Source organism: Microbacterium sp. MEC084 (assembly GCF_004514465.2).
In the GTDB taxonomy this organism is placed as follows: domain Bacteria; phylum Actinomycetota; class Actinomycetes; order Actinomycetales; family Microbacteriaceae; genus Microbacterium.
Genome location: NZ_MYFP02000001.1, coordinates 494,055 through 520,348 on the forward strand (window position 1 = coordinate 494,055; position 26,294 = coordinate 520,348).

Sequence of the window (26,294 nt, forward strand, 5' to 3'; positions counted from 1 at the left end):
CGGCGGTGCGATGCTGTCTCGCGAGGGGGGGCAGAGCCTCAGCCCGTCTGCCCTCAGCCCGTCTGCTCTGTGAGCTCGAACCAGCGCTCCTCGAGCTGGGCGACCTCGTCCTGGAGGGCGCCGATCGCCTCCATCTCGCCCGCGAGGCCCGCGTAGTCCGACTGGTCGTGCTCGGCCAGCGCCGTGCGGGCGGCGTCGATCTGCTCCGTGAGCCGGCCGATGCGCCGCTCGAGGGCCGCGATCTCCTTCTGCGCGGCGCGGAGCTCGGCGCCGCTGAGGGCGGGCTCCACGGCCGCGGCCGTCGCGGCGGCGGGCTTCGCCGCCGGCGCCGCCTGCTCGAGCTGCCGCAGGCGCAGGTACTCATCCACACCGCCGGGGAGGTGGCGCAGCCGGTGGCCGAGGATCGCGTACTGCTGGTCGGTCACGCGCTCCAGGAAGTACCGGTCGTGCGAGACGACGATGAGCGTGCCCGGCCACGAGTCGAGCAGATCCTCCATGGCCGCGAGCATGTCGGTGTCGAGGTCGTTGGTGGGCTCGTCCAGGATCAGCACGTTGGGCTGATCGAGCAGGATGAGCAGCAGCTGCAGGCGGCGCTTCTGCCCGCCCGAGAGGTCCTTGACCGGCGTCGACAGCTGCGCGCTCGAGAAGCCCATCCGCTCCAGCAGCTGGCCGGGCGAGAGCTCCTGCACCTTGGAGCCGGAGCCGAACGTGTACGTCGTGCGCAGACGCGAGATCACCGCACGGACCGGCTCGTCGAGGTGCTCCTCCAGCTCGTCCAGGCGCTGCGTGAGCGTGGCGACCTTGACGGTCTTCCCGCGCTTGACGCGGCCCTCGGTGGGCTCGACCGCGCCGGAGATCAGACCCAGCAGGGTCGACTTGCCTGCGCCGTTCACCCCCAGGATGCCCGTGCGCTCACCCGGCGCGAGCCGCCACTCGACCCGGTGCAGCACCTCCCGCTCGCCGTAGGACACCGACACGTCGAGCAGGTCGACGACGTCCTTGCCGAGGCGCGAGACGGCGAGCGACTGGAGCTCGGTCCTGTTCCGGATCTCGGGCACGTCCTCGATCAGCTGGTTGGCCGCGTCGATCCGGAACTTCGGCTTCGAGGTGCGCGCGGGAGCCCCGCGGCGCAGCCACGCGAGCTCCTTGCGCGCGAGGTTCTGGCGCCGCTGCTCGATCGCCGCGGCCTGACGGTCGCGCTCGACGCGCTGCAGGATGTACGCGGCATAGCCGCCCTCGAACGGCTCGACGATGCGGTCGTGGACCTCCCACGTGGCCGTGCACACCTCGTCCAGGAACCAGCGGTCGTGGGTCACGGTCAGCAGGCCGCCGGCGTTCGGCGCCCAGCGCCGCTTGAGGTGCTCGGCGAGCCAGGCGATCGCCTCGACGTCGAGGTGGTTGGTGGGCTCGTCGAGCGCGAGCACGTCCCAGTCACCCGCGAGCAGCTTCGCGAGCGCGACCCGGCGCCGCTGCCCGCCCGAGAGCGTCCCGAGTCTGGCGTCCCAGGGCAGGTCGCCCAGCAGCCCGGCGATGACGTCGCGGACCTTCGGGTCTCCGGCCCACTCGTGCTCGGGTGTGTCGCCCACGACGGCGCCGCCGATCGTGTCGTCGTCGTCGAGCGTGTCGGCCTGGTCCAGGACGCCGATCCGCACGCCGCCACGCACCGTGACCCGGCCGGCGTCGGGCTCCCGGCGGCCCGCGAGCATCGCCAGCAGGCTGGACTTGCCGTCGCCGTTGCGGCCGACGATGCCGATGCGGTCGCCCTCGTTCACGCCGAGCGAGACCGAGTCGAAGACCACCTTGGTCGGGTATTCGAGGTGCAGGGCCTCAGCCCCGAGAAGATGCGCCATATCCCCTCCAGCGTAGGCGAGCCGCGGTGTATCAGACCGCGGGGCGCCCTCTCCTGACACCCGTCGGGACCGGGCCCCAGCCCTCCCGCATCCACGACGCGATCTGCCATCCCGAGGAGGACGCATGAGCTTCGACGTGAGCGTGCCCGCATGACCACGGTCGGCATCGCCGCCGCGCGACTCCTGCCCGCTCCCCCCGTCCTGGGCGCCCACCCGGCCTCCGCCCCGGCCGACGACGCCCTCCCGGCGTTCGACGCGCCCGTGCCCGTCGCGCGCGCCTCGCTGTCGCGACGGCGCGCGAGGGACGCGTCGCACCGCCGCCGCCTGCTCGTCACAGACGCGGCCATGGCGTCCGGAGCCTGCGCGGCGGTCGCGCTCGCGTCTCCGGCCCTCGCGGCACCCGCCGCCGCGACCGCCGCGCTCTGGTGCGCCTGCCTGGTGCTGGCGCGGTCGCACGACCCCTCGCTCACGCCCCGCGGCGAGCTGGCGCGCGTGGCGGCGGCGACCGCCGCGGCCCTCGGCCTGATCGCGGTCGCGGCCGTGGCCGGCGTCCTGCCGCTCGATGCGGCGCGCGCGGTCCTCGCCGTGGGCACGCCCATCGGGGCCGTCGCGATCGCGACCGGCAGGATCGCGTGGCGCTCGCTGCGCGGATCCAGCCCGGCGCGGGCCGTCGTGGTCGGACGCGCGGCCGACGTCGCGAACGTCGAGCACGAGATCGCCCGCATCGCGGCGTCGCCCGTGCGGGTGTGCGGAGCGGTCGTGTTCGATGCCGACGACGCGAGCGACGCCGTCGTCGGGACGGTCGCCGACGCGGTCGACCGCGTGTCGGCCGACACCGTGCTCGTCGCAGGGACGCCGGATGGAGCCCCGGCGTTCCTGCGACGGCTCGCCTGGGCCGTGGAGGGCCGGGCGGCCGATGTGCTGTCGTGGAGCGGGTTGACCGATGTCGCCGCCGCGCGGCTGTCCGTCTCGGCATCCGGTTCGCTCCCGATGCTGCGCCTGCGCGTCGCCCGGTACGACGGTCCGCGCCGCGCCGCGCAGCGGGTGTTCGACGTGGTCGTCGCGTCGCTCGCGCTCATCCCGGTCGGCCTGCTCGCGGTGCCGATCGCGATCGCCATCCGGCTCGACTCCCCCGGCCCGGTCCTCTACCGGCAGGAGCGCGTCGGCGAGGGCGGGCGGACGTTCCGCATGCTGAAGTTCCGCTCCATGAGCGTCGACGCCGATCGGCGCTCGGCCGCGCTCATGGCGCTCAACGACGCCGCCGGCCCCCTGTTCAAGGTGCGCGAGGACCCGCGCGTGACGCGCGTCGGCCGCGTCCTGCGGCGCTGCTCGCTCGACGAGCTGCCGCAGTTCTGGAACGTGCTGCGCGGCGACATGAGCGTGATCGGGCCCCGGCCCGCGCTGCCCCGCGAGGTCGCGCAGTACACGGAGGACGAGCGGCGTCGGCTGTACGTGCGGCCCGGGATCTCGGGCCCGTGGCAGGTCGGCGGGCGCAGCACCCTCAGCTGGGAGGACGGGATCCGCCTGGACCTCGGCTACACCGAGAACCGGTCGATCCCCGGCGACGTCGCGCTGCTGTTCCGCACGGTCACGGCGGTCCTCACGGCGCGCGGCGCCTTCTGACGCCCTAGAGGCGGATGTCGCCGGGCGCGCGCAGCTCGCGCCAGGGCTCGGCGCGCGCGGCGGGCGGCACGACGTCCGCCGCGATCAGCGGTCCGAGATCGAGCCGGCCCAGGCCCGCGATGTCGGCGATCGGCACCTGGAAGGTGCGGAACGGCCCGAGGTCGGGCGTCCGGTCCGCCGCGACGCCGCGGTCGAGGTCGTCGCGATCGAGCACGGGCGACTGGTCGAGCACGAACCCGGCGGCACGCAGCTCGGCGCCCCGGCACCACGCGGCGATCTTGAAGAACCGCAGCGGGATGCGGATGCCGCGGTACGGGATGTCGCGCTCGCCCAGCACGGGTGCCGTGAGCACCGAGATCCGCAGGTCGTTCGCGTCGGCGTACTCGAGCACGTGGTCCTCGAGCCCCACCCACAGCTCCTGGGACTGGTTGAAGCCGGAGGCCTGCGGCGCGGCGTTCGTGTAGTGGAACGTGTCGCTGTCCGCGCGGCGGGCATCCGGGCCCCACACCGGGTCGCGGCGGCGCACCAGGTGACCGCGGTCGAGGTCGTTGCGGGCATACACCTCCGGGCCCGCCTGCCACTCCGCGGGGATCCGGTCGTCGAGCCGCCAGTCATCGCCGCGCGGCACGTCGACGAGCTCCGCTCCCGCGACGTTCACGGCGGTGAGCCGCGCGAGGCGCCGATCGCGGTCGAGCAGCACCGTGAAGTGCGTGTAGTCGAGCCGCACGGCGTCCGCCGCCTCCGGCAGCGGCAGCGGCGCGTCCAGGAACCCGTCGTCGTAACCCTCGGCCATGCCCCGACGGTATCGGCACCGTCCGACACGACGGGGGCCGCCGGGTGAACACCCGGCGGCCCCTGTGATCGCGCGCGTCCGGGTCAGTACGACTCGACGATCTCCAGCAGGCTCGGCACGTTGGCGTACGCCTCGGCGGCGTTCTCCTTCGTGACGATGACCGGCTCGAGCAGGTACGCGGGGACGACCTTCACGCCGTTGTCGTACTGCTCGGTGTCGTTGACGTCGACCTCCTCGCCGGCCTGCAGCTGACCGATCATCTTGATGGTCTGCTCGACCAGCAGCGTCGTGTCCTTGTTGATCGTGGAGTACTGGCGGTCCTCCATGATCCAGCGCACCGACTCGGCCTCCGAGTCCTGACCGGTCACGACCGGCTGCTTCTTGCCCGCCTGCTCGACCGAGGTCAGGATGGCGCGGGCCAGCGTGTCGTTCGGCGAGAGCACGCCGTCGAGCTCCGTGTCGCCGCTGTAGGTCGACGTGAGCAGGCTGTCCATGCGCTCCTGGGCGTTCTCGGCGAGCCAGCCCTGGGTCGCGGTCTGGGCGATGTCGGTCTGGCCCGAGGCGACCACCAGCGTGCCGTCGTCGATCTTCGGCTGCAGCACGCTCATGGCGCCGTCGAAGAAGACGGCCGAGTTCGCGTCGTCGGGCGAGCCCGAGAACAGCTCGACGTTGTACGGGGCGTCGTGGCCGGCCTTGGCCTCGAGGCCCTCGAGCAGCGCCTGGCCCTGCAGCTCGCCGACCTTGAAGTTGTCGAAGGCGACGTAGTAGTCGACGGCCTCGGTGTTCTCGATCAGGCGGTCGTACGCGATCACCGTGACGCCGGCGTCCTTGGCGGCCTCGAGCTGGGTGCCCAGCTGCTTGCCGTCCTTCGCGCCGACCACGATGACCTTGGCGCCCGACGTGACCATGGCCTGGATCTGGTTCTGCTGCTCGGCGACCGTGTTGCTCGCCGGGGCGTACTGGACGTCGGCCTGGAAGCCGGCCTCCTCGAGGCCCTCGGTGAACAGGTCGCCCGCGAGCACCCAGTTCTCGCTGGTCTTGTCGGGCAGCGCCACGCCGATCGTGGCGCCGGCCTCGAAGCCCGCGGGGGCCTCGGTCTCGCCGGGGGCGGCGCCGCCGCCGCGCTCCGAGGAGCACCCCGTCAGGCCCAGCGCCAGCGCTGCGACCGCCGCCGTGGCGGTGAGAGCGATCTTCTTCATGCGATTCGTGTCACTTTCTGTGTGTGCGGGACGGAGAGCGCGGCTCAGCTGCGAGTCGCGTTCTCCTTCTTCCCGGCCGCGTCCGCGGCGGCGGGGGTCTTGATGTCGCCGGAGAAGTCGGCGACGGCCTTGCGTCGGTTCATGAGGAAGCCGATGACCGAGGGGCGGCCCTGCTGCTTGTTCCAGACGTCGACGCCGACCGCGACCAGCAGCACGAGGCCCTTGATCATCGACACCATGTCGGCCTGGACGCCGAGCAGCAGGAGGCCGTTGTTGAGGAAGGCCATGACCAGGCCTCCGATGATGGAGCCGATCACGGTGCCGATGCCGCCCGAGACGGCCGCGCCGCCGATGAAGACCGATGCGATCGCGTCGAGCTCCCAGCCGTTGCCGTCCTGCGGGCCCGAGGCGCCCGCGCGGGCGACGTAGATCATGCCCGCGATCGAGGCCAGCACCGACATGTTCATCATCACGAAGAAGTCGACCCAGCGGTCCTTCACGCCCGACAGGCGCGCGGCCTGGCGGTTGCCGCCGACCGCGTAGATGTGGCGGCCGAACACGGTGCTGTTCGTGAGGAACGAGTACACGATCACCAGGACCAGCAGGATGATGCCGGCGATGGGGAAGCTCGTGCCGGGGCGTCCGTTGGCGAACATCCAACCGGCCCACAGGATCGCCGCGGACAGCGCGACGGTCTTGACGACGCTGACCCACAGGGGCGCCTTGGCGGCGCCCATCTTCGTCTGGATGCGGCGCAGCCGCACCTCGTTGAACACGATCCAGGCGACGCCCGCGAGGGCCAGCACCATCGTGAGGACGTTGAAGTTGAGGGGCACCGCGAGCTCGGGCAGGTAGCCCGCGCCGATGTACTTGAAGTCGGCCGGGACCGAGACCGTCGTCGACTGGCCGATCCACTGGTTGGCGCCGCGGAAGAACAGCATGCCCGCCAGCGTCACGATGAACGCCGGAACGCCCACGTACGCGACCCAGAAACCGTGCCACGCTCCGACCAGCACGCCCACGCCGAGGCCCAGCACGATCGCGAGCGGCCAGGGCAGGCTCCAGTCCGCCATGGCCTTGGCGACGATGATGCCCGTGAACGCCGCGACCGAGCCGACCGACAGGTCGATGTGACCCATGATGATCACCATCACCATGCCGATCGCCAGGATCAGGATGTACGAGTACTGGTTGACGACGTTGATCAGGTTGCCGCTCGAGAGCGTCAGGCCGGCGCCCTTGAACACGAGCGTGAGCACCTGGAACAGCAGGATGATCACGATCAGGCTGCCCAGGATGCCGAACTGGCGCAGCGTGGACTGGCCGCCGCCGCCGAACATCGCGCGGATGTCGCTGAGGTGGAAGCCGCGCTTGGCGGACGGGGTGCTGGCGGTGTCGGTCATGCGTTCGCCTTCGATGCGGGGTCGTTCAGGGGACGGAGCGAGGTCATGCTGCGCATGAGCGCCTCGGGTGTGGCGTCTCGGGCGTCGAGGCAGTCGGTGACCCGCCCCTCGAACACCGTGTAGATGCGGTCGCTGATGCCGAGCAGCTCGGGCAGCTCGCTCGAGATCACGATCACGCCCTTCCCGCTGGCCGCGAGCTCGTTGATGATCGTGTAGATCTCGTACTTGGCTCCCACGTCGATGCCGCGGGTCGGCTCGTCGAGGATCAGCAGGTCCGGGTCGGTGAACATCCACTTGGCCAGGACGACCTTCTGCTGGTTTCCACCCGACAGCGTCGCGACGCCGACGTCGACGCTCGGGGTCTTGATGCGCAGCGCCTTGCGGTACTCCTCGGCCACCGTGTGCTCGAGCCGCTCGTCGACGACGCCGCGGCGGGAGATCTTCGACAGCTTGGCCGCGACGGTCGAGCGCTTGATCGTGTCCAGGAGGTTCAGCCCGAGCACCTTGCGGTCCTCGCTCACATAGGCGAGGCCGTGACGGATGGCCGAGGGGACGTCCGGGAGCGTGATCTCCCGGCCGTCCTTGACGATCGTGCCCGAGACGTACTCGCCGTACGAGCGGCCGAAGATGCTCATCGCGAACTCGGTCCGCCCGGCGCCCATGAGGCCCGCGATGCCGACGACCTCGCCCCGGCGCACCTCGATGCTGGAGCCCTTGACCACGAAGCGCTCCGACACGGTCGGGTGGCGGACCACCCAGTCGCGGACCTCGAAGAAGACCTCGCCGATGTGCGACTCGCGGTCGGGGTACCGGCTCTCGAGCGAGCGGCCCACCATGCCGCGGATGATGCGGTCCTCGTTGATCTCGCCCTTGGTGATGTCGAGCGTCTCGACCTTGCGGCCGTCGCGGATGATCGTGATCTCGTCGGCGATCTGCTCGATCTCGTTGAGCTTGTGGCTGATGATGATCGACGAGATGCCGCGGCCCTTGAGCCCGAGGATGAGGTCGAGCAGGTGCTGCGAGTCGTCCTCGTTGAGCGCGGCGGTCGGCTCGTCGAGGATCAGCAGCTTGACGTCCTTGTTGAGCGCCTTGGCGATCTCGACCAGCTGCTGCTTGCCGACGCCGAGGTGCTTGATCGCGGTGTCGGGGTCCTCCTCGAGGCCCACGCGCGCCAGCAGCTCGACCGCGCGCGACCGCGCCGCGCGCCAGTCGATCGCGATGCCCGCGCGCACCTCGTTGCCGAGGAAGATGTTCTCGGTGATCGACAGCTCGGGGATCAGCGCGAGCTCCTGGTGGATGATCGCGATGCCCGCCGCCTCGCTGGCGCGGATGTCGCGGAAGCGCATCTCCTCGCCGCGCAGCAGGATGTCGCCCGTGTACGTGCCGTAGGGGTACACGCCCGACAGCACCTTCATGAGCGTGGACTTGCCCGCGCCGTTCTCGCCGCAGATCGCGTGGATCTCGCCGGCCTTGACGGTCAGGCTCACGTGCGCGAGCGCCTTGACGCCCGGGAACTCCTTCGAGATGTCCCGCATCTCCAGGATGGGCGGGGACACCGTCGGCACGGCTGCCGTATTGCTCACATCGACCTCGCTGTCTGTGTCACACGCGCTCCGTGTGACCGTTCACATCGCAGTACATCGTGCACCGGCCGCCCGGGCATGTCAAGCACGGGGCGAGAAGTCAGCTGCGCCAGGACGCCGCGGACGAGGCGCGCACGAGCAGCTCGGGCTGGAGCTGCCCGAAACGGGGCGGCTCCTCGCCGCGGATGCCCGCCAGCAGCAGCTCGACCGCACGGCGGCCGAGCTCGGCGAAGTCCTGGTGCACCGTGGTGAGCGGCGGCCACACGTGCTTCGCGACCGGGATGTCGTCGAAGCCGACCACGCTCACGTGGCCGGGAACGTCGAGCCCGGCGTCGCGGAACCCGTGCATGAGGCCGATCGCCATGAGGTCGTTGGCGGCGAACACGGCCGTGAAGTCGCCGCGCCGCGCCAGCTCCACCCCGGCGAAGTGGCCGAAGTCGGCGGTCCAGTCGCCCCGGATGGGCGCGATGGTCGGCAGATCGGCGTCGAGCAGGGCGTCCAGGTAGCCGCGCATGCGCGACTCGGCCTCGATCCAGTCCTGCGGTCCGGCGAGGTGGACGATGTCGCGGTGGCCCAGCTCGATCAGGTGGGCGGTCGCGAGCCGGGCGCCCTCCACCTGGTCCGCCGCGAGACTCTCCCCCGTGGCCCCGGAGGCGGTCTGGAGGCTCACGAAGGGGACGTCGATCGCCATGCCGCGCAGCACGTGGAACACCCGCACCTGCGGCGCGAGCACCACGATGCCGGCGATCTGCTCGCGCAGGAGCTGGCGCACGGCGGCGCCGATCGCCTCGGGCGTCGTGTCGGGCAGGTTCACCGTGGTGACCGAGTACCCCTCGACGCGGGCGGCCTCCTCGATGGTCGCGATCGACGACGCGGGACCGAACTCACCGATGGTCGCCGACATCACCCCGATGACGTTCGAGCGGCTCGTGACGAGCGCGCGGGCCGCGAGGTTCGGCCGGTAGTCGAGCACCGCGATCGCGTCGAGCACCCGCTGCTTGGTCTCGGGGCGGATGCTCGGGTGGTCGTTGAGCACGCGCGAGACCGTCTGATGCGAGACGCCGGCGAGGCGCGCGACGTCGCGGATGCTCGGCACGGCGGAACGCCGGCCCGGCGTGCGCTCCATCGCCTGCTCCACAGTCCCCACCAGCCTCAGTGCTGCGCGAGCGCTCGCTGCCCGCCTGCCGTCGCCGTGGATCGCCCACGGCACTCATGTGTACGTTCACACACGGTCCCGATCATCATGCCAGGATCCCGCGAGGGCCGCACCTCGGGAGCCGGCGACCGGTCGAGACGCTCAGCCGAACCAGTCGAGGGTGCGACCGTGCTGGTGCGCCGCGCCGGCCGGTGCGCCGTCGATCGCGAGCACCAGGCGGCCCGCCGTCACGCCGTCCCCCGCGACGCCGGGGACGACGCCCGGGACCTCGCTCGACACCCAGTGGCACCGGCCCGCGGCGACCCGCGCGCGCATGGCGTCGGCGAAGGCCGCGCGGTCGTCGGCCGACAGGTACATGGCGACCACCGTGTGGAACACGATCACGGCGGCCCCGGGCGCCTCGGCCTGCGCCCGGTCGATCAGACCGTCGAGGTCGACGAGCAGATCTCCGCGCACGAGCGGCGGCGGGTCGGCGCGCGTCAGCCGGATCGCCGTTCGCAGCTGCGCCCGGCGATCATCCTCCTCCGGCCACACGAGCGTCTCCAGCCAGGCCATCTGCTCGTCGTCCCGCACGTCGAGCGGGTTGAGGTCGAGCCCGGTGCGCCATGCCACGGTCGGCACGCGTTCCGGGAGGGGCGCGGGGCCGGTCACGTCGCACGAGAGCACCCCACCGCCGTCGGGCGCCGGGATGCGCTTCTCACCCGCCGGCGTGCGCCAGGCGTAGCCCCACCGGTCGGGAACCAGGCACAGCCCCGCCGAGGGACCGACCTCGATCAGCGCGAGCGGCCGCTCCCCCGCCACCGCCGCGAACGCCGGCACCAGGGTCGCCATCCGCCCCGCCTCGTTCGTCTGCGTCGCGTGGCTCAGGATGGTCGCGCGGATGGATCCGTCGTCGTCCAGCAGGGCGCGCCGCAGGCCCTCATAGGGCCCGGGCGCGGGGACGCCGTGTCGCCGTGCCGCGGCGAAGACCAGATTCGGCTGCCGCTTGACCGGCGGAAGACTCTCGAGCCAGGCCACCATGTCGGCGTCCGCAGCGACGCGGCGCGCCCACCTCGCGAAACTCGGCGACGACCCGTCAGCGTAGTCCGCGAACTCCGCGTACATCGCGGGGACGTCGCCGTCGAGCCGCATGGCTCAGTCCAGGCCGTGCTCGGCGAGCCACTCCGCCGCGATGTCCGCCGCCGACCGCTGCTCGACCGTGTTCTGGACGTTGAGCGCCACCAGGCCCTCGGGCGTGAGCGCCTCGCTCACGGGGTCGATGACCGGCGCGATCTCGTCGGCGACGTCGCCGGAGGCGATCGGCACGACGTTCGACGCGAGGAACAGCCCCTCGGGGTCGGCGAGCGGCACGAGGTCCTCGGTCTCGATGCGCGGGTCGGCCGTGAACACGTTGGCGACGTCGATCGTGCCGGCGAGCAGGTCCTCGACCGTGGTGTCTCCCGTCGCCGAGAACTCGAGCTCCACGCCATAGACCTCGGCCGCCCCGTCGGGGCCGTACGGGCGCTCCTCGAGCTCGGGCGGACCGCCGAGCGTGAGGGGCCCCTCGACGTCCGCGAGGTCCCCGATCGTCTCCAGTCCATGCTCGTCCGCGAATGCCCGGGTCACGGTGTAGGAGTCCTGATCGGTCGCGCTGGACATCGCGAGCGGGGTCAGCCCCTCCGGCAGCGCGTCGCCGAGCGCGGCGTACACGTCGTCGGCCGTGCGGGCCTCGGTGTCCTCGTCGTAGAACTGCAGCAGGTTGCCGGTGTACTCGGGGAACAGGTCGATCTCGCCGCTCTCGAGCGACGGGAGGTACGCGTCGCGCTGCCCGATGTTGAAGCGCCGCTCGACCGTGTAGCCCTCGGCCTCGAGCGCCTGCGCGTAGATCTCCGCGATGACCTCGTTGGACGGGTACGCCTGCGAGCCCACCACGATCGCCTCGTCGCCCGCCGGGGCGGAGGCGTCGCCCGAGGGCTCCGCGAGGGGGTCGCTCGAGCCGCAGCCGGACAGGACGAGCGCGAGACCCGCGCCCAGGACGCCCGCGATGGCCGCGCGCGTGGCGCGTGAGTGTCGAGTGCCGATCATGCCTGCCGCCTTCCTGACTGGCCGTCGTCGGGCCGTGTGAGTGTGTGCCGCGGTCGATCCGAGCCTACGCCGGGGCGCCGACAAGGGGGCGCGACGCCGGGCCGCGGCCGGCGCGCCGCAGATGTCCGGGCGCCGCGGCTCGCTGCAGCAGCGCGAACACGGCGTCCAGCAGGAGCGCGAGGGCCGCCACGGCGATCGCGCCGCCCAGCACCTGCTCGAACCGGCGCAGCTGCAGGCCCTGGAGGATGTCGAAGCCGAGTCCGCCCAGGTTCACGTAGGCCGCGAGCGTGACGGTCGCGACGACCTGCAGCACGGCCGAGCGGATGCCCGCGACCAGCAGCGGCAGGCCGAGGGGCGCCTCCACGCGCCACAGCACCTGCCATCCGGTCATGCCCTGCGCGCGGGCCGCGTCGATGGTCGCGCGGTCCACCGCCTCCAAGCCGGCGTACGCCCCCGCCAGGATCGACGGGATCGCCAGCAGCACGAACGCGATCAGCGCCGCCTCGGGCTTGTTCGTGACGCCCAGCAGCAGCACGAGCAGCAGGATCAGGCCGAACGACGGGATCGCGCGGGCCGCGCCGGCGAGGCCCACGGCGATCTCGCGGCCGCGCCCGGTGTGGCCGATGGCCCATCCCGCCGGGACCGCGATCGCCGCGGCGATCGCGACCGCCGCGAACGTGTACGCCAGGTGCACCAGGACGGCGCGGGGAAGGGAGCCGGATCCCTCGAGCCGCTCGGGCGAGAGCAGCCAGGCGAGCGCCTCGAGCAGCAGGTTCATGCGAGGGCTCCCGCCGCACGGCCTGCGCCCGCGGCGTGCGCGCGCGTCCAGGGCATGAGGGCGCGGCCCGCGAGCTGCAGCAGCAGGTCGACCGCCAGCGCGACGAGCGCGACCGCGACCACGCCCGCCAGGATCTCCTCGACGATGCGGCGCTGGAAGCCGTTCGTGAACAGGTATCCGAGGTTGGTCACGCCGATCAGGATGCCGACCGTCGCGAGCGCGATCGTGCTGACGGCCGCGACCCGCACGCCCGCGAGGATCACGGGCCCCGCGAGCGGCAGCTCGACGCCCCAGAAGCGTCGAGCCGGCCCGTAGCCGACCGAGACTGCGGCGCGGCGCACCTCCGGGTCCACCGAGTCGAACCCGTCGGCGACCGCGCGCACGAGGATCGCGACCGCGTAGATCGTGAGGGCCAGCAGCAGGTTCAGCTCGCTGAGGGCGCTGATCCCGAACACGACCGGCAGCAGCGGCAGGAGCGCGAGCGACGGCAGCGTGTACAGCAGGCCCGTCGCGACGATCAGCGGGCCGCGCACCAGCCGCCAGCGGTGCGCGATCCAGCCGAGCGGCAGCGACACCGCGAGGCCCCACACGATCGGCAGCACGCTGTGGCGCAGGTGCTCCAGCGTGAGCGCCGCGATCAGTCCCGCGTTGTCGGCCACCCAGCTCATCCGCGCGGCGCCCCCTCCTCGCGCAGCACGCCGTGCACGCGGCCGGCCGCGTCGACGATCACCGTGGCGCCGTCCGAGCGGCGCAGCGTCAGCTCGCGGTCGCCGCCGGCGATGCCCACGAACTCCGCGACGAAGTCGTCGGCCGGCGCCGCGAGGATCTCCTCGGGCGTCCCCTTCTGGGCGATGCGGCCGCCGGCGGCCAGGATCACGACCTCGTCGCCGAGCAGGAACGCCTCGTCCACGTCGTGCGTGACGAACAGGATGGTCTTGCCCAGCGTCTGCTGCAGCCGCAGCAGCTCCTGCTGCAGCTCGCGCCGCACGATCGGGTCCACCGCGCCGAACGGCTCGTCCATCAGCAGGATGTTCGGGTCTCCCGCAAGGGCCCGCGCCACTCCGACGCGCTGCTGCTGGCCTCCGGACAGCCGGCCCGGGTACCGGTCGGCCAGGCGCCCGTCGAGCCCCACGGTGTCCATCAGCGCGCGGGCGCGCTCGCGCGCCTCGCGTCGCGGCACGCCGTTGAGCACCGGCACGGTCGCGATGTTGTCGATCACGCGCACATGCGGCAGCAGGCCCGCCTGCTGCATGACGTACCCGATGCCGCGTCTGAGCGCCACGGGATCCCGGTGGCGGACGTCCTCGTCGTCGATCAGCACGGCGCCCGAGGTGGGCTCCACCATCCGGTTCACCATGCGCAGCAGCGTGGTCTTGCCCGAGCCGGAGGAGCCGACCAGCACCACCGTGCGGTGGGACGGCACGATCAGGCTGACGTCGTCGACGGCGACGGACTCGCCCGCGCCGTCAGGGTAGGTCTTCCGGACGGATCGGAACTCGATCACGGCACTCCTGACGTCGGTCGGACGGGCGTCCCTGTCGGACTCCCTCGGACTCTACCGGCGGCCGGGGACCCGGGGTCCGCGCGCGGGCGCGTCAGGGCAGGACGGTCACCTCGGCGCCGAAGGCGACGTACCCCGAGAAGTCCGCGCCCACGCGCTCGATCGCGCTGTGCTGCGGCGTGGGGTAGCTCCAGGCGGCGTCGACCGCCTCGTCCTGCGTGTCGCCCTGGCTGTGCCGCAGCGTCCAGTACTGGCACTCGCCCTTCCACGGGCACGTGTACGGCGTGGGGCTCGCGTGGAACAGGGACCGGTCGATCGTGTCGGGTGGGAAGTACCGGTTGCCCTCGATCTCGATGATCCGCTCGTCCGGGGATTCGGCGACCACGTGGTCGCGCCACAGTGCGCGCATGCTGCGAGGGTAGCCCCGCGCGCCGCGCGCCGGAACCCGCTCAGCCGATGACCCGCGCGCCGGGCACCGGGCCGTGCACGTGCAGCGCCGTGTGGCCGTCCGCCTCCAGCAGCGCGCGCAGCTCGGCGGCGTGCTCGGGCGTGGCGCACAGGAACGCCAGCGTGGGGCCGGAGCCCGACACGATGCCCGCGAGCGCGCCCGACGCCTCGCCGTACTCGAGGATCGACGCCAGGTCGGGGCGCAGCCGCAGCGTCGCGACCTGCAGGTCGTTGCGCAGCGCGGCCGCGAGCATCGCGGGGTCGCCGGCACGCAGCGCGTGCAGCACCTCGGCGTCGACCGACGGGCGCGCGGCGATCGGGCCGATGTCGACCCGGTGCCGCTCGCGGTGCGCGTCGAGCTCGCCGTAGACCTTGGGCGTCGAGACGCCCTCCTCGCTCGTGACGAGCACCCAGTCGAAGCGTCCGCGCGCGAGGGCCGGGTTGAGCACGTCGCCGCGGCCCGTGCCGATCGCCGTGCCGCCCTTCAGCGCGAACGGCACGTCGGCGCCGAGCCGCGCGGCGAGCCGGTGCAGCTCCGGGTGTGACAGGCGCGTGTCCCACAGCGCGTCGCACGCCACCAGCGCCGCCGCGGCGTCGGCCGATCCGCCGCCCATGCCTCCCGCGACGGGGACCTGCTTGTGCACCTCGAGGTGCACGCCGCCCTCGTAGCCGGTCTCGGCCGCCAGCAGCCGCGCGGCCCGCAGCGCCAGGTTGCGGTCGTCGACCGGGACGCCGTCGATATCGACCGTGCCCGTGACGGCCATCGTGAAGCCGTCGGAGTGGGTGGCGACGATCTCCTCGCACAGCGAGACGGCCTGGAACGCCGTGGCGAGCTCGTGGTAGCCGTCGTCCTGCAGCGCGCCCACCTCGAGGTAGACGTTGATCTTGCCGGGCGCGCGGACGCGCACGGACGGGAACTCCTCGGCGATCGTCATGCGCCCTCGGGATCCGCCCAGAGGTCCGCGGGCGCGCGCGAGGCGATCTCGTCGATCCGGGCGAGCTCGTCCGCGTCGAGCGCCGGGGCCTCCAGTGCGGCGAGGTTCTCGTCCAGCTGCTCGGGCCGCGACGCCCCGATCAGCGCCGACGCGACCACCGGGTCGCGCAGCACCCACTGGATCGCGAGCTGCGCGAGGGTCTGGCCGCGGCCGGACGCGACCGCATCCAGCTCCCGCAGGATCGCGAGCGTCGCCTCCGGCAGCCGGCGCCCCGGCAGCGACGAGCGCTGCTGCGCGCGCTCGGCCGTGCCGTCGCCGAGGTACTTCGACGTGAGCAGGCCCTGCGCGAGCGGCACGAACGCGATGGCGCCCATGCCCTCCTGGCGCAGCACGTCGGTGAGGCCGTCCTCGATCCAGCGGTTCACGATCGAGTACGACGGCTGGTGGATGACCAGCGGCGTCCCGAGCGAGCGCGCGGCCTCCTGCGCCCGCGCGGTCTCCTCGGCCCCGTACGACGAGATGCCCACGTAGAGCGCCTTGCCCTGGCGCACGAGCGTGTCGAGCGCGCCGATCGTCTCCTCCACGGGCGTGACCGCGTCGACGCGGTGCGAGTAGAAGATGTCGACGTGGTCGAGGCCCATCCGGGTGAGCGACTGCTCGGCGCTGCGCAGGATGTACTTGCGCGAGCCGTGATCGCCGTACGGGCCGGGCCACATGTCGTAGCCGGCCTTCGACGAGATGATCAGCTCGTCGCGGTACGGCTTGAGGTCCTCCGCGTAGATCCGGCCGAAGTTCTTCTCGGCCGAGCCGTAGGGCGGGCCGTAGTTGTTGGCGAGGTCGAAGTGCGTGATGCCGCGGTCGAAGGCGTGGCGCAGCAGGGCGCGCTGGCGGTCCATCGGGATGTTGTCGCCGAAGTTCCACCACAGGCCGAGCGACAGGGGCGGCAGGTACAGGCCCGACGCGCCCACCTGGCGGAAGTCGCCGAGCCGCGCGTAGCGGTCGTCCGCCGCGGTGTAGGGACGGTGGATGTCGGCGACGGGGCGCGAGTGGAAGCGCGGAGCGTGGGTCACGCCCCCAGGCTATCCGTCGACGGCCGCCGGGGCCGCCCCGGGTCGGACCGCGCGGGCGATCCGGACGAAGTCGTCGATCGCGAGCTCCTCGCCCCGGGCGGTGGGGGCGACGCCCGCGCGCTCGAGCACCTCGGTCGCACCCGCGGCCGAGCCGCCCAGGACGCCCGCGAGCGCCTGGCGCAGCATCTTGCGCCGCTGCTGGAACGCGGCGTCGACGATCCGGAACGTCAGCTCGCGCTCGGCCTCGGTGCCGCGCGGCTCGGCGTCGCGGTGGAAGCCGACCAGCACGCTGTCGACGTTCGGCACCGGCCAGAACACCTGGCGCGACACGGTGCCGGTCAGGCGCCACGGCCCGTACCACGCGGCCTTGACGCTCGGCGCTCCGTACACCTTGCTGCCGGGAGGGGCGGCGAGCCGCTCCCCCACCTCGGCCTGCACCATCACGACGCCGCGCTCCAGGGCCGGGAACGTCTCCATGAAGTGCAGCAGCACGGGCACCGACACGTTGTACGGCAGGTTCGCGACCAGCACCGTCGGGTCCCCCGGCAGCTCGGTCACGCGCAGCGCGTCCGCGTCGACGACGGTCAGCGCGCCCTCCGGGACGCCGTGCGCGGCCGCCGTGGCCGCCAGCTCGGCGGCCAGGCGGTGATCGATCTCGACCGCGGTCACGCGCGCGCCGGTCTCCAGGATCGCGAGCGTGAGGGATCCGAGCCCCGGCCCGACCTCGACGACCCGGTCGTCCGCCGTGACGCGCGCCACCTGCACGATCTTGCGGACCGTGTTGGCGTCGACCACGAAGTTCTGCCCGAGCTTCTTGGTGGGCGTGACGTCGAGGCGCGCGGCGAGCGAGCGGATCTCGGTGGGACCGAGGAGAGTGACCATCACCCTATTGTCGCCGGTCGCTCAGAACTCCCCGTACACCGCGAGCGTGTTGGACGCGACCTGCGCGCACAGCTCGTCGAGGTCGGCGCCGAGCTCCGCGGCCATGAACCGCATCGTCACGGGCACCAGGTACGGCGCGTTGGGGCGGCCTCGGTGCGGCACGGGCGTGAGGAACGGCGCGTCCGTCTCGACCAGGATGCGCTCGCGCGGCGTCACGGCGAGCGCGTCGCGCAGGTTCTGCGCGTTCTTGAACGTGATGTTGCCCGCGAACGACAGGTAGTAGCCGGCGTCCGCGCATTCGCGGGCCATGTCGGCGTCGCCCGAGAAGCAGTGGAACACGGTGCGCTCGGGGGCGCCCACGCGCGCGAGCGTGTCGAGCACGTCGCGGTGCGCCTCGCGGTCGTGGATCTGCATCGCGATGCCGTGCTTCTTGGCGAGCGCGATGTGCGCCTCGAAAGACGCGTGCTGCGCCGGCAGGCCGGGCTCGTCCGTGCGGAAGTAGTCCAACCCGGTCTCGCCGATCGCGCGCACGCGCGGGTGCGCGGCGAGCTCGTCCATGACCGCGAGGGCCTCGTCGAGGCGCCCGGCCTCGGCGTAGTGCGGCGCGTCGTTCGGGTGGATCGCGACGGCGGCCAGCACGCGCGGGTGCGCCTCCGCGGCTGCGACGGCCCAGCGCGACGACTCGATGTCGCCCGAGGCCTGCACCACGCCCGCGATGCCCGCCTCGAGCGCGCGGTCGAGCTGCTCCTCGAGGCTCAGGGGCTGCTCGCCGTCCTCGATCTCGAGGTGGCAGTGGTTGTCGAAGACCGGCACCGCGAGCGGCTCGGGCACGGGCGGATGCCGGAGGTCCTTGCGGCCGTCGGCGTCGCGCTGGCGGACGTAGCGGCTCGGGTCGTCCGGGGTCTCGAGCGGGGTCATGCGGCGGCGGCCCCGGGTCAGTCGGCCTGCTCGATCCGCGGGAAGAGCGGCGCGAGCGCCTGCGTCGCGGTGCCGGCGGGCAGCTGCCCCCAGGCGCCGGCCTCGCGGATCGGCTGCGCGGCGAGGCCGCCCAGCGCGCCCTCGGCGCCGAGAGCGGTCCACAGCTTCCCGGTGGCCTGCGGCATGACGGGCGACAGCAGCACCGCGAGCGCGCGCAGCCCCTCGGCGCACGTGTACAGCACGGTGGCGAGACGCTCGCGCTTCGACTCGTCCTTCGCGAGCGCCCACGGCTCGTTCTCGGTGATGTAGCCGTTCAGCTCGTCGACGATCGTCCAGATGCGCGCGATCGCCTCGTCGATCCGGAACCTCTCGATCGCCGCGTCGGCCTCGCTCGCCGCGTCGGCCACGACCTGCTGGATCGCCCGGTCGGCCTCCGTGTACTCCCCCGGCTGCGGGATCACACCGTCGAAGTACTTGCCGATCATCGCGATCGTGCGCGACGCGAGGTTTCCGAAGCCGTTCGCGAGCTCGGCCTGGTAGCGGGCGGAGAGGTCCTCCCACGAGAACGAACCGTCCTGACCGAACGCGATCGCCGACAGGAAGTAGAAGCGGTACGCGTCCGAGCCGAACACGTCGGTGATCGCGTCGGGAGCGATGCCCGTCAGCTTCGACTTGGACATCTTCTCGCCGCCCACGAGCAGCCAGCCGTGCGCGAAGACGCCCTTGGGCACCTCGAGGCCCGCGGCCATCAGCATGGCGGGCCAGATCACGGCGTGGAAGCGCAGGATGTCCTTGCCGACCACGTGGTAGCCGGGCCAGCGGCGGTCGAAGGACTCGGGGTCGGCACCGTAGCCGATGCCGGTCGCGTAGTTCAGCAGCGCGTCGATCCACACGTAGAGCACGTGCGAGGAGTCCCACGGGATCGGGATGCCCCAGTCGAACGCGGAGCGCGAGATCGACAGGTCCTTGAGTCCCTGCTGCACGAACGCGACGACCTCGTTGCGCGCCGACTCGGGCTGCACGAAGTCGGGACGGTCGCGGTACAGGGCGAGCAGGCGGTCCTGGAACTCGCTGAGCTTGAAGAAGTAGTTCTTCTCGTGGAGCAGCTCGAGCGGCTTCGAGTGGATCGCGCAGACCTTCAGTCCCTCGAACGCGCCCGTGCCGTCGACGATCTCGCTCTCGGGCTTGAACTCCTCGCAGCCCACGCAGTACAGCGCCTCGTACTCGCCCGCGTACACGTAGCCGCGGTCGTAGATGGCCTGCCAGAACTTCTGCGCGTTGGTCTCGTGCCGCTCCTGTGTGGTGCGGATGAAGTCGTCGTTCGCGACATCCAGGGTCTCGAGCAGCGGCTGCCACGACTCGGACACGAGCTTGTCGACCCACTCCTGCGGCGAGACGCCGTTGGCGGCCGCGGCCCGCATCATCTTCTGGCCGTGCTCGTCGGTGCCCGTGAGCATCCACGCGTCGTCGCCCGCCTGGCGGTGCCAGCGCGCGAGCGCATCCACCGCCACGGTCGTGTACCCGTGCCCGATGTGGGGCACGTCGCTCGGGTAGTAGATCGGCGTGGTGATGTAGAACGATCGGCCGGAAGTCACCCGTCAATCCTAGATGCGCCTTCACCCGGCGTTTCGCGGTCCAGCGGGAGCGAGGGGGCGAGCTTCTGCAGGCGCGCGTTGGTCGACAGCAGGGCGTCGTAGAGCTCGTCGAACATGGGGCGGAGGGTCGCGTAGACGGCCGCGTCCGCGGGGCGCGTGCGCACCTCGCGGCTGACGGGGATCATCTGGGCGGCCACGTCGATCGACTCGATCAGGCCGAGGGCCTCCATGCCGAGCAGGGCGGCGCCGAAGCCGGAGCCCTCCTGCCCCTCGGGCAGGCCGATGGGCGTGCCGAGTGCGTCGGCGAGCGTCTGCTGCCACAGCGGGTGCTGCATGACGCCGCCCGTCGCGCGGATCTCGTCGATCTCGAGCCCCGCCGCGCGCATCGAGTGCAGCACGAGCGAGAGCTGCAGGGCCACGCCCTCGACCGCCGCGCGGACGAGGTGCTCGCGCCGGTGCCCGCGGGTCAGTCCGACGTAGGCGCCGCGCGCGACGCTCGACCAGTGCGGCGCCCGCTCGCTGAGCAGGTACGGCAGCATCATCAGACCGCCGGATCCCGCCGGGACCGCCGCGGCCTCGTCGAGCAGCTGCGCGGTCGGCACGTCCTCGCCGCCGGCGATCTCGGAGCGCACCCAGTCGAGCACCACGCCGCCGTTGTTGATCGCGCCGCCGATCACCCAGCGGTCCTCGGTCAGGGCGTAGCAGAACACGCCCCCGCGGGGGTCGACCGCGGGCCTGTCGACGCCCACGCGCAGCGCTCCGCTCGTGCCGATCGAGCAGGCCGCGACGCCGGGGCGCACGGCGCCCACGCCAAGGTTGGCGAGCGGGCCGTCGCCGGCCCCGACCACCACGGGCGTCGCGAGCGGCAGGCCGGTCGCGGCCGCGGCCTCCTCGGTCATGCCGGGCAGCACGGTCGTGGTCGAGACGAGCTCGGGCAGCTGGTCGTCGCGGATGCCCGCGAGGCTCAGCGCCTCCTTGTCCCACGCGAGCCGGTGGATGTCCATCAGGCCCGACGCCGACGCGAGCGAGTGGTCGACCACGAGCGCGCCGGTCATCCGGAGCAGGACGTAGTCCTTGATTCCCACCCAGAACGCGGCGCTCTGCCGGATGCGCGGCTCCTGCTCGCGGAACCACATCAGCTTGGTGAGCGGCGACATGGGGTGCACGGGCGTGCCCGTCCGACGGTGCAGCGCCAGCCCCCCGGCCGACGCGCGCAGACGCTCGGCCTGCACCGAGGCGCGCGTGTCGGCCCACGTCACGACCGGCGTCAGGGGCTGCAGCTCGACGTCCAGCGCCATCACGCTGTGCATGGCCGACGAGTACGACAGGCCCGCGATCCGGCCCGCGCCCACCTCGGCGACGACCTCGCGCACGCCCGCGTACACGGCGCCGAGGATGAGGTCGGGGTCCTGCACGGCGTGGCCGGGATGCGGCTCCTCCAGCGGGTAGCCGTTCGAGGCGGTCGCCACGCGGCGACCGTCGGGCGTGTACGCGACGACCTTCGTGGCCGTCGTGCCCATGTCGACTCCGATGACGACGTCGCGCGCTCCCCGCGGCTCGGCTCCTGTGCCCATGTCCGCTCGCTTCCTCAGGCCGCCGGCTCGCCCAGCGACACCACCACTTTGCTGGATCGGCGCGAGTCGCGCGCCAGCTCGAATGCCTCCAGCGCCCGGTCGATGGGCAGCACGTCGGTGACGACCTGCTCGAGCTCGGGGCGCGCGGCCAGCAGCGCGACGGCCTCGTCGATCTCGTCGCGGAACCGGAACGCACCCAGCAGCGCCACCTCCTTCGAGATGAACGGCGCGAGGTTGATCGGCCGCGGCTCGTTCGGCAGCATCCCGACCTGCACCACGGTGCCGCGGCGGCGCACCGCCACGCCCGCGGCGCTGATCGCGACGGGAGCGCCCGAGCACTCGAGCACGACGTCGAACGCCTCGACCGGCAGCGACTCCTCCGTGACGCGCACGACCGCGTCGGCGCCGAGCGTCGTGGCGCGCTCGAGCGGCTCGGCGAGCACGTCGCTGACGGTGACGGATGCCGCGCCGCGCGCCTGAGCGGCCGCGAGCGCCAGCAGGCCGATGGGACCCGCTCCCGACACGAGCACGCGCGCGCCAGCGAGGTCCCCGGCCCGCGTCGCGGCGTGGAGGGCCACGCCGAGGGGCTCGGCGAGGACCGCCCGGCGCACCGGCAGACCCTCGGGCAGCACGCGCACCATGTCGGCGCGCACCACGAGCAGCTCGGCCATCGCGCCCTGCGTGTGGGGCCACGTCGAGGCGCTGCCGAGGTAGGAGCCACCCGGCCACAGGTGCGGCTGGTCCTCGGTGCCGGGCACGGCGGTGCCGAACCGCGCCGGGTGCACCGTGACCGGCGTGCCCGGCGCGAGCGCGCCGGACGGGTCGAGGTCGACCCGTCCCGACAGCTCGTGGCCGGGCACGAGGGGCTCCCGCACGACGTACTCGCCGTTCGCGCCCTCGAAGCAGTAGTGCAGGTCGGATCCGCAGATGCCGACGTAGTCGATCCGGATCCGCACCTCGCCCTCGCCGGGCTCGGGCTGCGGCGTCTCGCGCACCGCGAGCGCCTCCTTGCCGTCGATCCAGACCGCGCGCATGTGGTTCCTCCTGCTCACACGACCGCGGTCATGCCGCCGTCGACGAAGATGTTCTGCCCCGAGACGAAGCTCGACGCGTCCGACGCGAGGTAGAGCAGCGTGCCCCACAGCTCGCGGAAGTCCCCCCAGCGCTGCGCCGGGGTGCGGTTCACGAGCCACGAGTTGAACGCCTCGTCCTCCACGAGGGCGCGGTTCATCTCGGTGGCGAAGTAGCCGGGCGAGATGGCGTTGACGTGGATGCCGAAGCGCGCGAGATCCGCCGCCATGCCCTGGGTCAGCAGCGCGACGCCGCCCTTCGACGCCGAGTACGGCGCGATCGTCTGGCGCGCCAGCTTCGACTGCACCGAGCCGACATTGATCACCTTGCCCGAGCCGCGCTCGGCCATGCCGGGCGTGACGAAGCGCGACACGTAGAACACGCTCGACAGGTTCGCGGCGATGACCGTGTCCCAGTCCCCCACCGGGAACTCGGTGAACGGCGCGCGGCGCTGCACGCCCGCGTTGTTGACGAGGATGTCGGGCACGCCGTGCTCGGCGATCAGGCCGCCGATCCCGTCCTCGACCGCTGCGGCGTCCGTCACGTCGAACCCGATGCTCGCGGGGCGGAAGCCGCTCGCGCGCTCGAGCTGGTCGCTCGCGTCGCGCAGGGCACCCTGGTCCCGGCCGTGGAGCACCACCCTGGCGCCCGCCTCCGCGAGCGCCAGGGCGAGCGACCGGCCGAGGCCGCGCGACGAGCCCGTCACCAGGGCCAGGCGGCCCGTGATGTCGAAGATGTCGTTCGTCATGGTCCCGGCCGCCGGATCAGAAGATCGCGTAGACGGCGAGCACGATCGCGAAGCCGACGAGCGACTCCAGCGCCTGCTGCACTGTCCACGTCTTCAGCGTGGTCTTCACATCCATGTTCATGAGGCGGCCGACCAGCCAGAAGCCCGAGTCGTTCACGTGGCTGGCGAACACCGAGCCGGCCGCCGCCGCGAGCGTGATGGCCGCGGTGTCGACGACGCCGAAGCCGCCGGCCGTGACGGCCGGGGCGAGCAGGCCCGCCGTGGTGACGAGCGCGACCGTGGCCGAGCCCTGCGCGACGCGCAGCGCGACCGCGATCAGGTATGCCGCGAAGATGAGCGGCAGGCCGAGGTCGTCGAGCGACTCCGAGAGCGCCGCGCCGATCCCCGACGCGCGCAGGACGCCGCCGAACATGCCGCCCGCGCCCGTGATCAGGATGACCGACGCGACCGTGCCGAGCGTGTTCTCGATCAGCTTCTCGAGCGCCGATCCGGTCTCGCCGCGGAACTTGCCGAGCACCAGCAGCGCGACCAGCGCGGTGATGAGCAGCGCGACCGGCGACGTGCCGATCAGCATGAGCGCCTGCACCCAGGTGTCGTCGCGGTTGACCGCGCCCACCGAGCCCAGCGCGTTCAGGCCCGTGTTCATGAAGATCAGGAGGATCGGCAGCAGCAGGATCGCGACGACCGTGCCCGCCTTGGGCGGGTTCACCGGCTGGTCGGGGTCGGTCGTGCCGAACAGTGCGGGGACGATCATCGGGTAGCGCTTGTTGACGAACTTGCCCCACAGGTAGCCCGACAGGTACCACGCCGGGAACGCGATCACGAGGCCGATCAGCATCACGACGCCCAGGTCGGCGCCGAACAGCTCGGTGGCCGAGACGGGGCCCGGGTGCGGCGGCAGGAAGACGTGCATGACCGAGAACGCCGCGGCGCCGCTGAAGCCGTAGAGCAGCAGGTTCTTGCCGCCGATGCGGCGCGCGACGGCGAAGATGATCGGCAGCATGACCACGAGGCCCGCGTCGAAGAAGATCGGGAAGCCGAGGATCAGCGACGTGAGACCGAGCGCGAACGCCGCGCGCTTCTCGCCGAAGATCGCGACCATCCGCTCGGCGATGACCTTGGCGCCGCCGCTGGACTCGATCAGGCGGCCGATGATGGCGCCCAGGCCGATCAGCAGCGCGACCGATCCGAGCGTCGATCCGAAGCCCGAGACGAGCACCTCGTTGACCAGCACGCCCATCGGCAGCCCGGTGGCGATGGCCGTGAGCAGCGAGACGACGATCAGCACGAGGAACGCGTGCAGGCGCACCTTGATGACCAGGAACAGGATCAGGGCGACGGCCGCCGCGGCGATGCCGAGCAGCGGACCGGCCCCGAGGGTCTGGGTCCAATCTTCCATGTGGTTTCTCCGTTGAAATCGAGGGATCGCGCCGTCGTGGCGCTCCGCGCGTCGCGGCTCGGGAAAGTCGAGACCGCTCAAAGGTACTACTTATTCAGCAGGTAAGGTAGCACCATTCCGGATGGCAAGGGAGCGAGATGGCCGGTGGAGTGCACTCGGACGTGCTCGGCGAGCTGGGGCGGCGCATCGCGGCGGGCGAGATCCCGCCCGGCGCCGTGCTCACCCTGGCGGGCATCGAGGCCGAGCAGGGGGCGTCGCGCACCGTCGTGCGCGAGGCGGTCCGGGTGCTCGAGAGCCTCGGGATGGTCGAGTCCCGCCGCCGGGTCGGGATCACGGTGCTCCCCCGCGAGCGGTGGGACGCGTTCGATCCCCTCCTGATCGGCTGGAACCTGGAGGGACCGTTCCGGCAGCAGCAGCTCGAGGCGCTCATGGAGCTGCGCGTCGCGGTCGAGCCGATGGCCGCGCGCCTCGCGGCGGAGCGGGCGACGCCGGCCCAGCGCGCCGAGCTCAAGCGTCTCGCAGAGGAGCTCAACGACCTGGGCCATCGCGGCCTGGGCGCCTCAGACCCCTATCTCGAGATCGACCTGGCGTTCCACGCGACGCTTCTCGCAGCATCCGGCAACCCGCTGCTGGCGGCGCTCGAGCGCCCGGTGCACGCCGTGCTGGAGGGCCGCACACGCCTGGGCCTCACTCCCTCGATCCCAGTCGCGGGGACGCTCGAGGACCACCTGCGCCTCGCGCTCGCGATCGTCGCCGGCGACGCGGATGAGGCCGAGCGGCACTCGCGCGGGCACATGCACACCGTGTGGGGCGAGGTGGCCGGCGACGCGTCGGCCTGGGGCTGACGCGAGCCCGTGCTCAGCCGCGGGCCGCGAGCGCGGCCTGATACAGGTCGCGCGACGAGTGCCCCGTGTGCGCGGCGACCTCGGCGGCGGCATCCTTGAGGCGCGTCCCCGACGCGACCAGGCTCTGCACCTGGGCGAGCGCGTCCTCGAGCGGGGTCTCGCCCGCGGTCGCGCCCTCGACCACGATCACGAGCTCGCCGCGCACGCCCGCCTCGGCCCACGCGACCAGCTCGGCGAGCGTGCCGCGCGCGACCTCCTCGTGCAGCTTCGTGAGCTCGCGGCAGACCGCCGCGCGCCGGTCGGCGCCGAACGCGGACGCCATGTCGGCCAGGGTCTGCGCGACGCGGGTCGGCGCCTCGAAGAAGACGAGGGTGCGCGACTCCGCCGCGAGGGCCGTCAGCTCCCGGCGCCGCTCCCCGGGCTTGCGGGCGACGAAGCCCTCGAACGCGAAGCGGTCGGTCGGCAGGCCCGACACCGCCAGCGCGGTGAGGACCGCGCTGGGACCGGGGATGGCCGTGACCAGGACGCCGGCCTCGGCCGCCGCCGATACGAGCCCGTAGCCCGGGTCGCTGACGGTGGGCATGCCCGCGTCGGTGAGGACGACCAGATCCTGCTCGCGCGCCAGCTCGACCAGCTCCCCGGCCCTCTGCCGCTCGTTGTGGTCGTGCATCGCGATCAGCCGCGGGCGGTTCGAGATCCCGAGCGCGGCGAACAGCCGCTGCGCCGTCCGGGTGTCCTCGGCCGCCACCAGGGGGGCCTCCTCGAGCACCTCGATCAGGCGCCGCGAGGCGTCGCCGAGGTTGCCGATCGGGGTCGCCGCGAGGATGATCACCGCCTCAGCGTAGCCGCGTCCACCCCCT

General features: G+C 72.5%; 24 protein-coding genes. 2 read left to right on the forward strand and 22 right to left on the reverse strand.

Annotated elements, in window-relative coordinates:
- Positions 1–53 precede the first annotated feature (53 nt).
- The gene (locus tag B5M43_RS02415; RefSeq protein ID WP_134745622.1) at positions 54–1,850 is read right to left on the reverse strand and encodes an ABC-F family ATP-binding cassette domain-containing protein; all 1,797 of its coding nucleotides are present in this window, start codon (positions 1,848–1,850) and stop codon (positions 54–56) included.
- Positions 1,851–2,000: 150 nt separating this feature from the next.
- On the opposite strand from B5M43_RS02415, the gene B5M43_RS02420 reads away from it, so the two are divergent.
- A complete protein-coding gene (locus tag B5M43_RS02420; RefSeq protein WP_134745621.1) occupies positions 2,001–3,473 on the forward strand; it encodes a sugar transferase in 1,473 nt (490 codons plus the stop codon).
- A 4-nt stretch (positions 3,474–3,477) separates the two neighbouring features.
- Here the strand turns inward: B5M43_RS02420 and B5M43_RS02425 are convergent, their stop codons facing one another.
- The 20 genes from B5M43_RS02425 to B5M43_RS02520 form a co-directional block, all read right to left on the reverse strand.
- Positions 3,478–4,266 (reverse strand): DNA/RNA non-specific endonuclease, encoded by a 789-nt coding sequence (locus tag B5M43_RS02425; RefSeq protein ID WP_134745620.1) that lies wholly within the window; start codon positions 4,264–4,266, stop codon positions 3,478–3,480.
- An 83-nt stretch (positions 4,267–4,349) separates the two neighbouring features.
- Positions 4,350–5,465 (reverse strand): sugar-binding protein, encoded by a 1,116-nt coding sequence (locus tag B5M43_RS02430; protein ID WP_055989994.1) that lies wholly within the window; start codon positions 5,463–5,465, stop codon positions 4,350–4,352.
- A gap of 44 nt (positions 5,466–5,509) precedes the next feature.
- Positions 5,510–6,868: a multiple monosaccharide ABC transporter permease gene (gene mmsB / locus B5M43_RS02435; RefSeq protein WP_134745619.1), complete on the reverse strand. Its 1,359-nt coding sequence runs from the start codon at positions 6,866–6,868 to the stop codon at positions 5,510–5,512.
- The gene (mmsA, locus tag B5M43_RS02440; protein ID WP_055990621.1) at positions 6,865–8,403 is read right to left on the reverse strand and encodes a multiple monosaccharide ABC transporter ATP-binding protein; all 1,539 of its coding nucleotides are present in this window, start codon (positions 8,401–8,403) and stop codon (positions 6,865–6,867) included. The genes mmsB and mmsA overlap by 4 nt, the downstream gene beginning before the upstream one ends.
- 148 nt (positions 8,404–8,551) lie before the next feature.
- Positions 8,552–9,577: a LacI family DNA-binding transcriptional regulator gene (locus B5M43_RS02445; RefSeq protein ID WP_134745644.1), complete on the reverse strand. Its 1,026-nt coding sequence runs from the start codon at positions 9,575–9,577 to the stop codon at positions 8,552–8,554.
- A 171-nt stretch (positions 9,578–9,748) separates the two neighbouring features.
- Positions 9,749–10,738 (reverse strand): DUF2332 domain-containing protein, encoded by a 990-nt coding sequence (locus B5M43_RS02450; protein ID WP_134745618.1) that lies wholly within the window; start codon positions 10,736–10,738, stop codon positions 9,749–9,751.
- A 3-nt stretch (positions 10,739–10,741) separates the two neighbouring features.
- A complete protein-coding gene (locus B5M43_RS02455; RefSeq protein WP_134745617.1) occupies positions 10,742–11,671 on the reverse strand; it encodes an ABC transporter substrate-binding protein in 930 nt (309 codons plus the stop codon).
- Positions 11,672–11,735: 64 nt separating this feature from the next.
- On the reverse strand, positions 11,736–12,449 hold the full coding sequence (locus tag B5M43_RS02460; protein WP_134745616.1) for an ABC transporter permease: 714 nt from the start codon (positions 12,447–12,449) through the stop codon (positions 11,736–11,738).
- The gene (locus tag B5M43_RS02465; RefSeq protein WP_134745615.1) at positions 12,446–13,117 is read right to left on the reverse strand and encodes an ABC transporter permease; all 672 of its coding nucleotides are present in this window, start codon (positions 13,115–13,117) and stop codon (positions 12,446–12,448) included. The genes B5M43_RS02460 and B5M43_RS02465 overlap by 4 nt, the downstream gene beginning before the upstream one ends.
- Positions 13,114–13,953 (reverse strand): ATP-binding cassette domain-containing protein, encoded by an 840-nt coding sequence (locus B5M43_RS02470; protein ID WP_055990012.1) that lies wholly within the window; start codon positions 13,951–13,953, stop codon positions 13,114–13,116. Before B5M43_RS02470 ends, B5M43_RS02465 begins: the two co-directional genes overlap by 4 nt.
- Before the next feature lie 91 nt (positions 13,954–14,044).
- Positions 14,045–14,359 (reverse strand): DUF427 domain-containing protein, encoded by a 315-nt coding sequence (locus B5M43_RS02475; protein ID WP_134745614.1) that lies wholly within the window; start codon positions 14,357–14,359, stop codon positions 14,045–14,047.
- Between the two features lie 40 nt (positions 14,360–14,399).
- Complete coding sequence (locus tag B5M43_RS02480; protein ID WP_134745613.1) at positions 14,400–15,332, reverse strand: 4-(cytidine 5'-diphospho)-2-C-methyl-D-erythritol kinase; 933 nt, start codon at positions 15,330–15,332, stop codon at positions 14,400–14,402.
- Positions 15,329–16,402: an aldo/keto reductase gene (locus B5M43_RS02485; RefSeq protein WP_055990022.1), complete on the reverse strand. Its 1,074-nt coding sequence runs from the start codon at positions 16,400–16,402 to the stop codon at positions 15,329–15,331. The genes B5M43_RS02480 and B5M43_RS02485 overlap by 4 nt, the downstream gene beginning before the upstream one ends.
- A 9-nt stretch (positions 16,403–16,411) precedes the next feature.
- The gene (gene rsmA / locus B5M43_RS02490) at positions 16,412–17,287 is read right to left on the reverse strand and encodes a 16S rRNA (adenine(1518)-N(6)/adenine(1519)-N(6))-dimethyltransferase RsmA (protein WP_055990025.1); all 876 of its coding nucleotides are present in this window, start codon (positions 17,285–17,287) and stop codon (positions 16,412–16,414) included.
- 18 nt (positions 17,288–17,305) lie between these two features.
- On the reverse strand, positions 17,306–18,202 hold the full coding sequence (locus B5M43_RS02495; RefSeq protein WP_055990028.1) for a TatD family hydrolase: 897 nt from the start codon (positions 18,200–18,202) through the stop codon (positions 17,306–17,308).
- Positions 18,203–18,219: 17 nt separating this feature from the next.
- Positions 18,220–19,797 carry a methionine--tRNA ligase gene (gene metG, locus B5M43_RS02500; protein ID WP_055990031.1) on the reverse strand — a complete coding sequence of 526 codons (1,578 nt, stop codon included), beginning with the start codon at positions 19,795–19,797 and terminating at the stop codon, positions 18,220–18,222.
- The gene (locus B5M43_RS02505; protein ID WP_055990033.1) at positions 19,794–21,371 is read right to left on the reverse strand and encodes a gluconokinase; all 1,578 of its coding nucleotides are present in this window, start codon (positions 21,369–21,371) and stop codon (positions 19,794–19,796) included. Before B5M43_RS02505 ends, metG begins: the two co-directional genes overlap by 4 nt.
- A gap of 14 nt (positions 21,372–21,385) precedes the next feature.
- The gene (locus B5M43_RS02510) at positions 21,386–22,405 is read right to left on the reverse strand and encodes a zinc-binding dehydrogenase (protein ID WP_134745612.1); all 1,020 of its coding nucleotides are present in this window, start codon (positions 22,403–22,405) and stop codon (positions 21,386–21,388) included.
- 14 nt (positions 22,406–22,419) lie between these two features.
- Positions 22,420–23,190: an SDR family oxidoreductase gene (locus B5M43_RS02515; protein ID WP_134745611.1), complete on the reverse strand. Its 771-nt coding sequence runs from the start codon at positions 23,188–23,190 to the stop codon at positions 22,420–22,422.
- Between the two features lie 16 nt (positions 23,191–23,206).
- On the reverse strand, positions 23,207–24,589 hold the full coding sequence (locus B5M43_RS02520) for a GntP family permease (protein WP_055990041.1): 1,383 nt from the start codon (positions 24,587–24,589) through the stop codon (positions 23,207–23,209).
- A 137-nt stretch (positions 24,590–24,726) separates the two neighbouring features.
- Here B5M43_RS02520 and B5M43_RS02525 point away from each other — a divergent pair, with 137 nt between their 5' ends.
- Positions 24,727–25,434 (forward strand): FadR/GntR family transcriptional regulator, encoded by a 708-nt coding sequence (locus B5M43_RS02525; protein ID WP_055990045.1) that lies wholly within the window; start codon positions 24,727–24,729, stop codon positions 25,432–25,434.
- A 13-nt stretch (positions 25,435–25,447) separates the two neighbouring features.
- Here B5M43_RS02525 and rsmI read toward each other — a convergent pair whose 3' ends face one another.
- Positions 25,448–26,266, reverse strand: a complete 819-nt coding sequence (gene rsmI / locus B5M43_RS02530; protein WP_055990051.1) for a 16S rRNA (cytidine(1402)-2'-O)-methyltransferase — start codon at positions 26,264–26,266, stop codon at positions 25,448–25,450.
- Positions 26,267–26,294 lie beyond the last annotated feature (28 nt).

Excerpts from the sequence above, each read along its gene's own strand:
- B5M43_RS02505 (WP_055990033.1), bottom strand. The coding sequence starts at position 21,371 with ATGGGCACAGGAGCCGAGCCGCGGGGAGCGCGCGACGTCGTCATCGGA.
- mmsB (WP_134745619.1), bottom strand. The coding sequence starts at position 6,868 with ATGACCGACACCGCCAGCACCCCGTCCGCCAAGCGCGGCTTCCACCTC.
- B5M43_RS02495 (WP_055990028.1), bottom strand. The coding sequence starts at position 18,202 with ATGACCCCGCTCGAGACCCCGGACGACCCGAGCCGCTACGTCCGCCAG.
- B5M43_RS02425 (WP_134745620.1), bottom strand. The coding sequence starts at position 4,266 with ATGGCCGAGGGTTACGACGACGGGTTCCTGGACGCGCCGCTGCCGCTG.
- B5M43_RS02515 (WP_134745611.1), bottom strand. The coding sequence starts at position 23,190 with ATGACGAACGACATCTTCGACATCACGGGCCGCCTGGCCCTGGTGACG.
- B5M43_RS02480 (WP_134745613.1), bottom strand. The coding sequence starts at position 15,332 with ATGACGATCGCCGAGGAGTTCCCGTCCGTGCGCGTCCGCGCGCCCGGC.
- B5M43_RS02445 (WP_134745644.1), bottom strand. The coding sequence starts at position 9,577 with ATGGAGCGCACGCCGGGCCGGCGTTCCGCCGTGCCGAGCATCCGCGAC.
- B5M43_RS02525 (WP_055990045.1), top strand. The coding sequence starts at position 24,727 with ATGGCCGGTGGAGTGCACTCGGACGTGCTCGGCGAGCTGGGGCGGCGC.
- B5M43_RS02450 (WP_134745618.1), bottom strand. The coding sequence starts at position 10,738 with ATGCGGCTCGACGGCGACGTCCCCGCGATGTACGCGGAGTTCGCGGAC.
- B5M43_RS02460 (WP_134745616.1), bottom strand. The coding sequence starts at position 12,449 with ATGAACCTGCTGCTCGAGGCGCTCGCCTGGCTGCTCTCGCCCGAGCGG.
- B5M43_RS02475 (WP_134745614.1), bottom strand. The coding sequence starts at position 14,359 with ATGCGCGCACTGTGGCGCGACCACGTGGTCGCCGAATCCCCGGACGAG.
- B5M43_RS02510 (WP_134745612.1), bottom strand. The coding sequence starts at position 22,405 with ATGCGCGCGGTCTGGATCGACGGCAAGGAGGCGCTCGCGGTGCGCGAG.
- B5M43_RS02520 (WP_055990041.1), bottom strand. The coding sequence starts at position 24,589 with ATGGAAGATTGGACCCAGACCCTCGGGGCCGGTCCGCTGCTCGGCATC.
- B5M43_RS02415 (WP_134745622.1), bottom strand. The coding sequence starts at position 1,850 with ATGGCGCATCTTCTCGGGGCTGAGGCCCTGCACCTCGAATACCCGACC.
- B5M43_RS02455 (WP_134745617.1), bottom strand. The coding sequence starts at position 11,671 with ATGATCGGCACTCGACACTCACGCGCCACGCGCGCGGCCATCGCGGGC.
- B5M43_RS02465 (WP_134745615.1), bottom strand. The coding sequence starts at position 13,117 with ATGAGCTGGGTGGCCGACAACGCGGGACTGATCGCGGCGCTCACGCTG.
- B5M43_RS02430 (WP_055989994.1), bottom strand. The coding sequence starts at position 5,465 with ATGAAGAAGATCGCTCTCACCGCCACGGCGGCGGTCGCAGCGCTGGCG.
- B5M43_RS02420 (WP_134745621.1), top strand. The coding sequence starts at position 2,001 with ATGACCACGGTCGGCATCGCCGCCGCGCGACTCCTGCCCGCTCCCCCC.
- mmsA (WP_055990621.1), bottom strand. The coding sequence starts at position 8,403 with ATGCGGGACATCTCGAAGGAGTTCCCGGGCGTCAAGGCGCTCGCGCAC.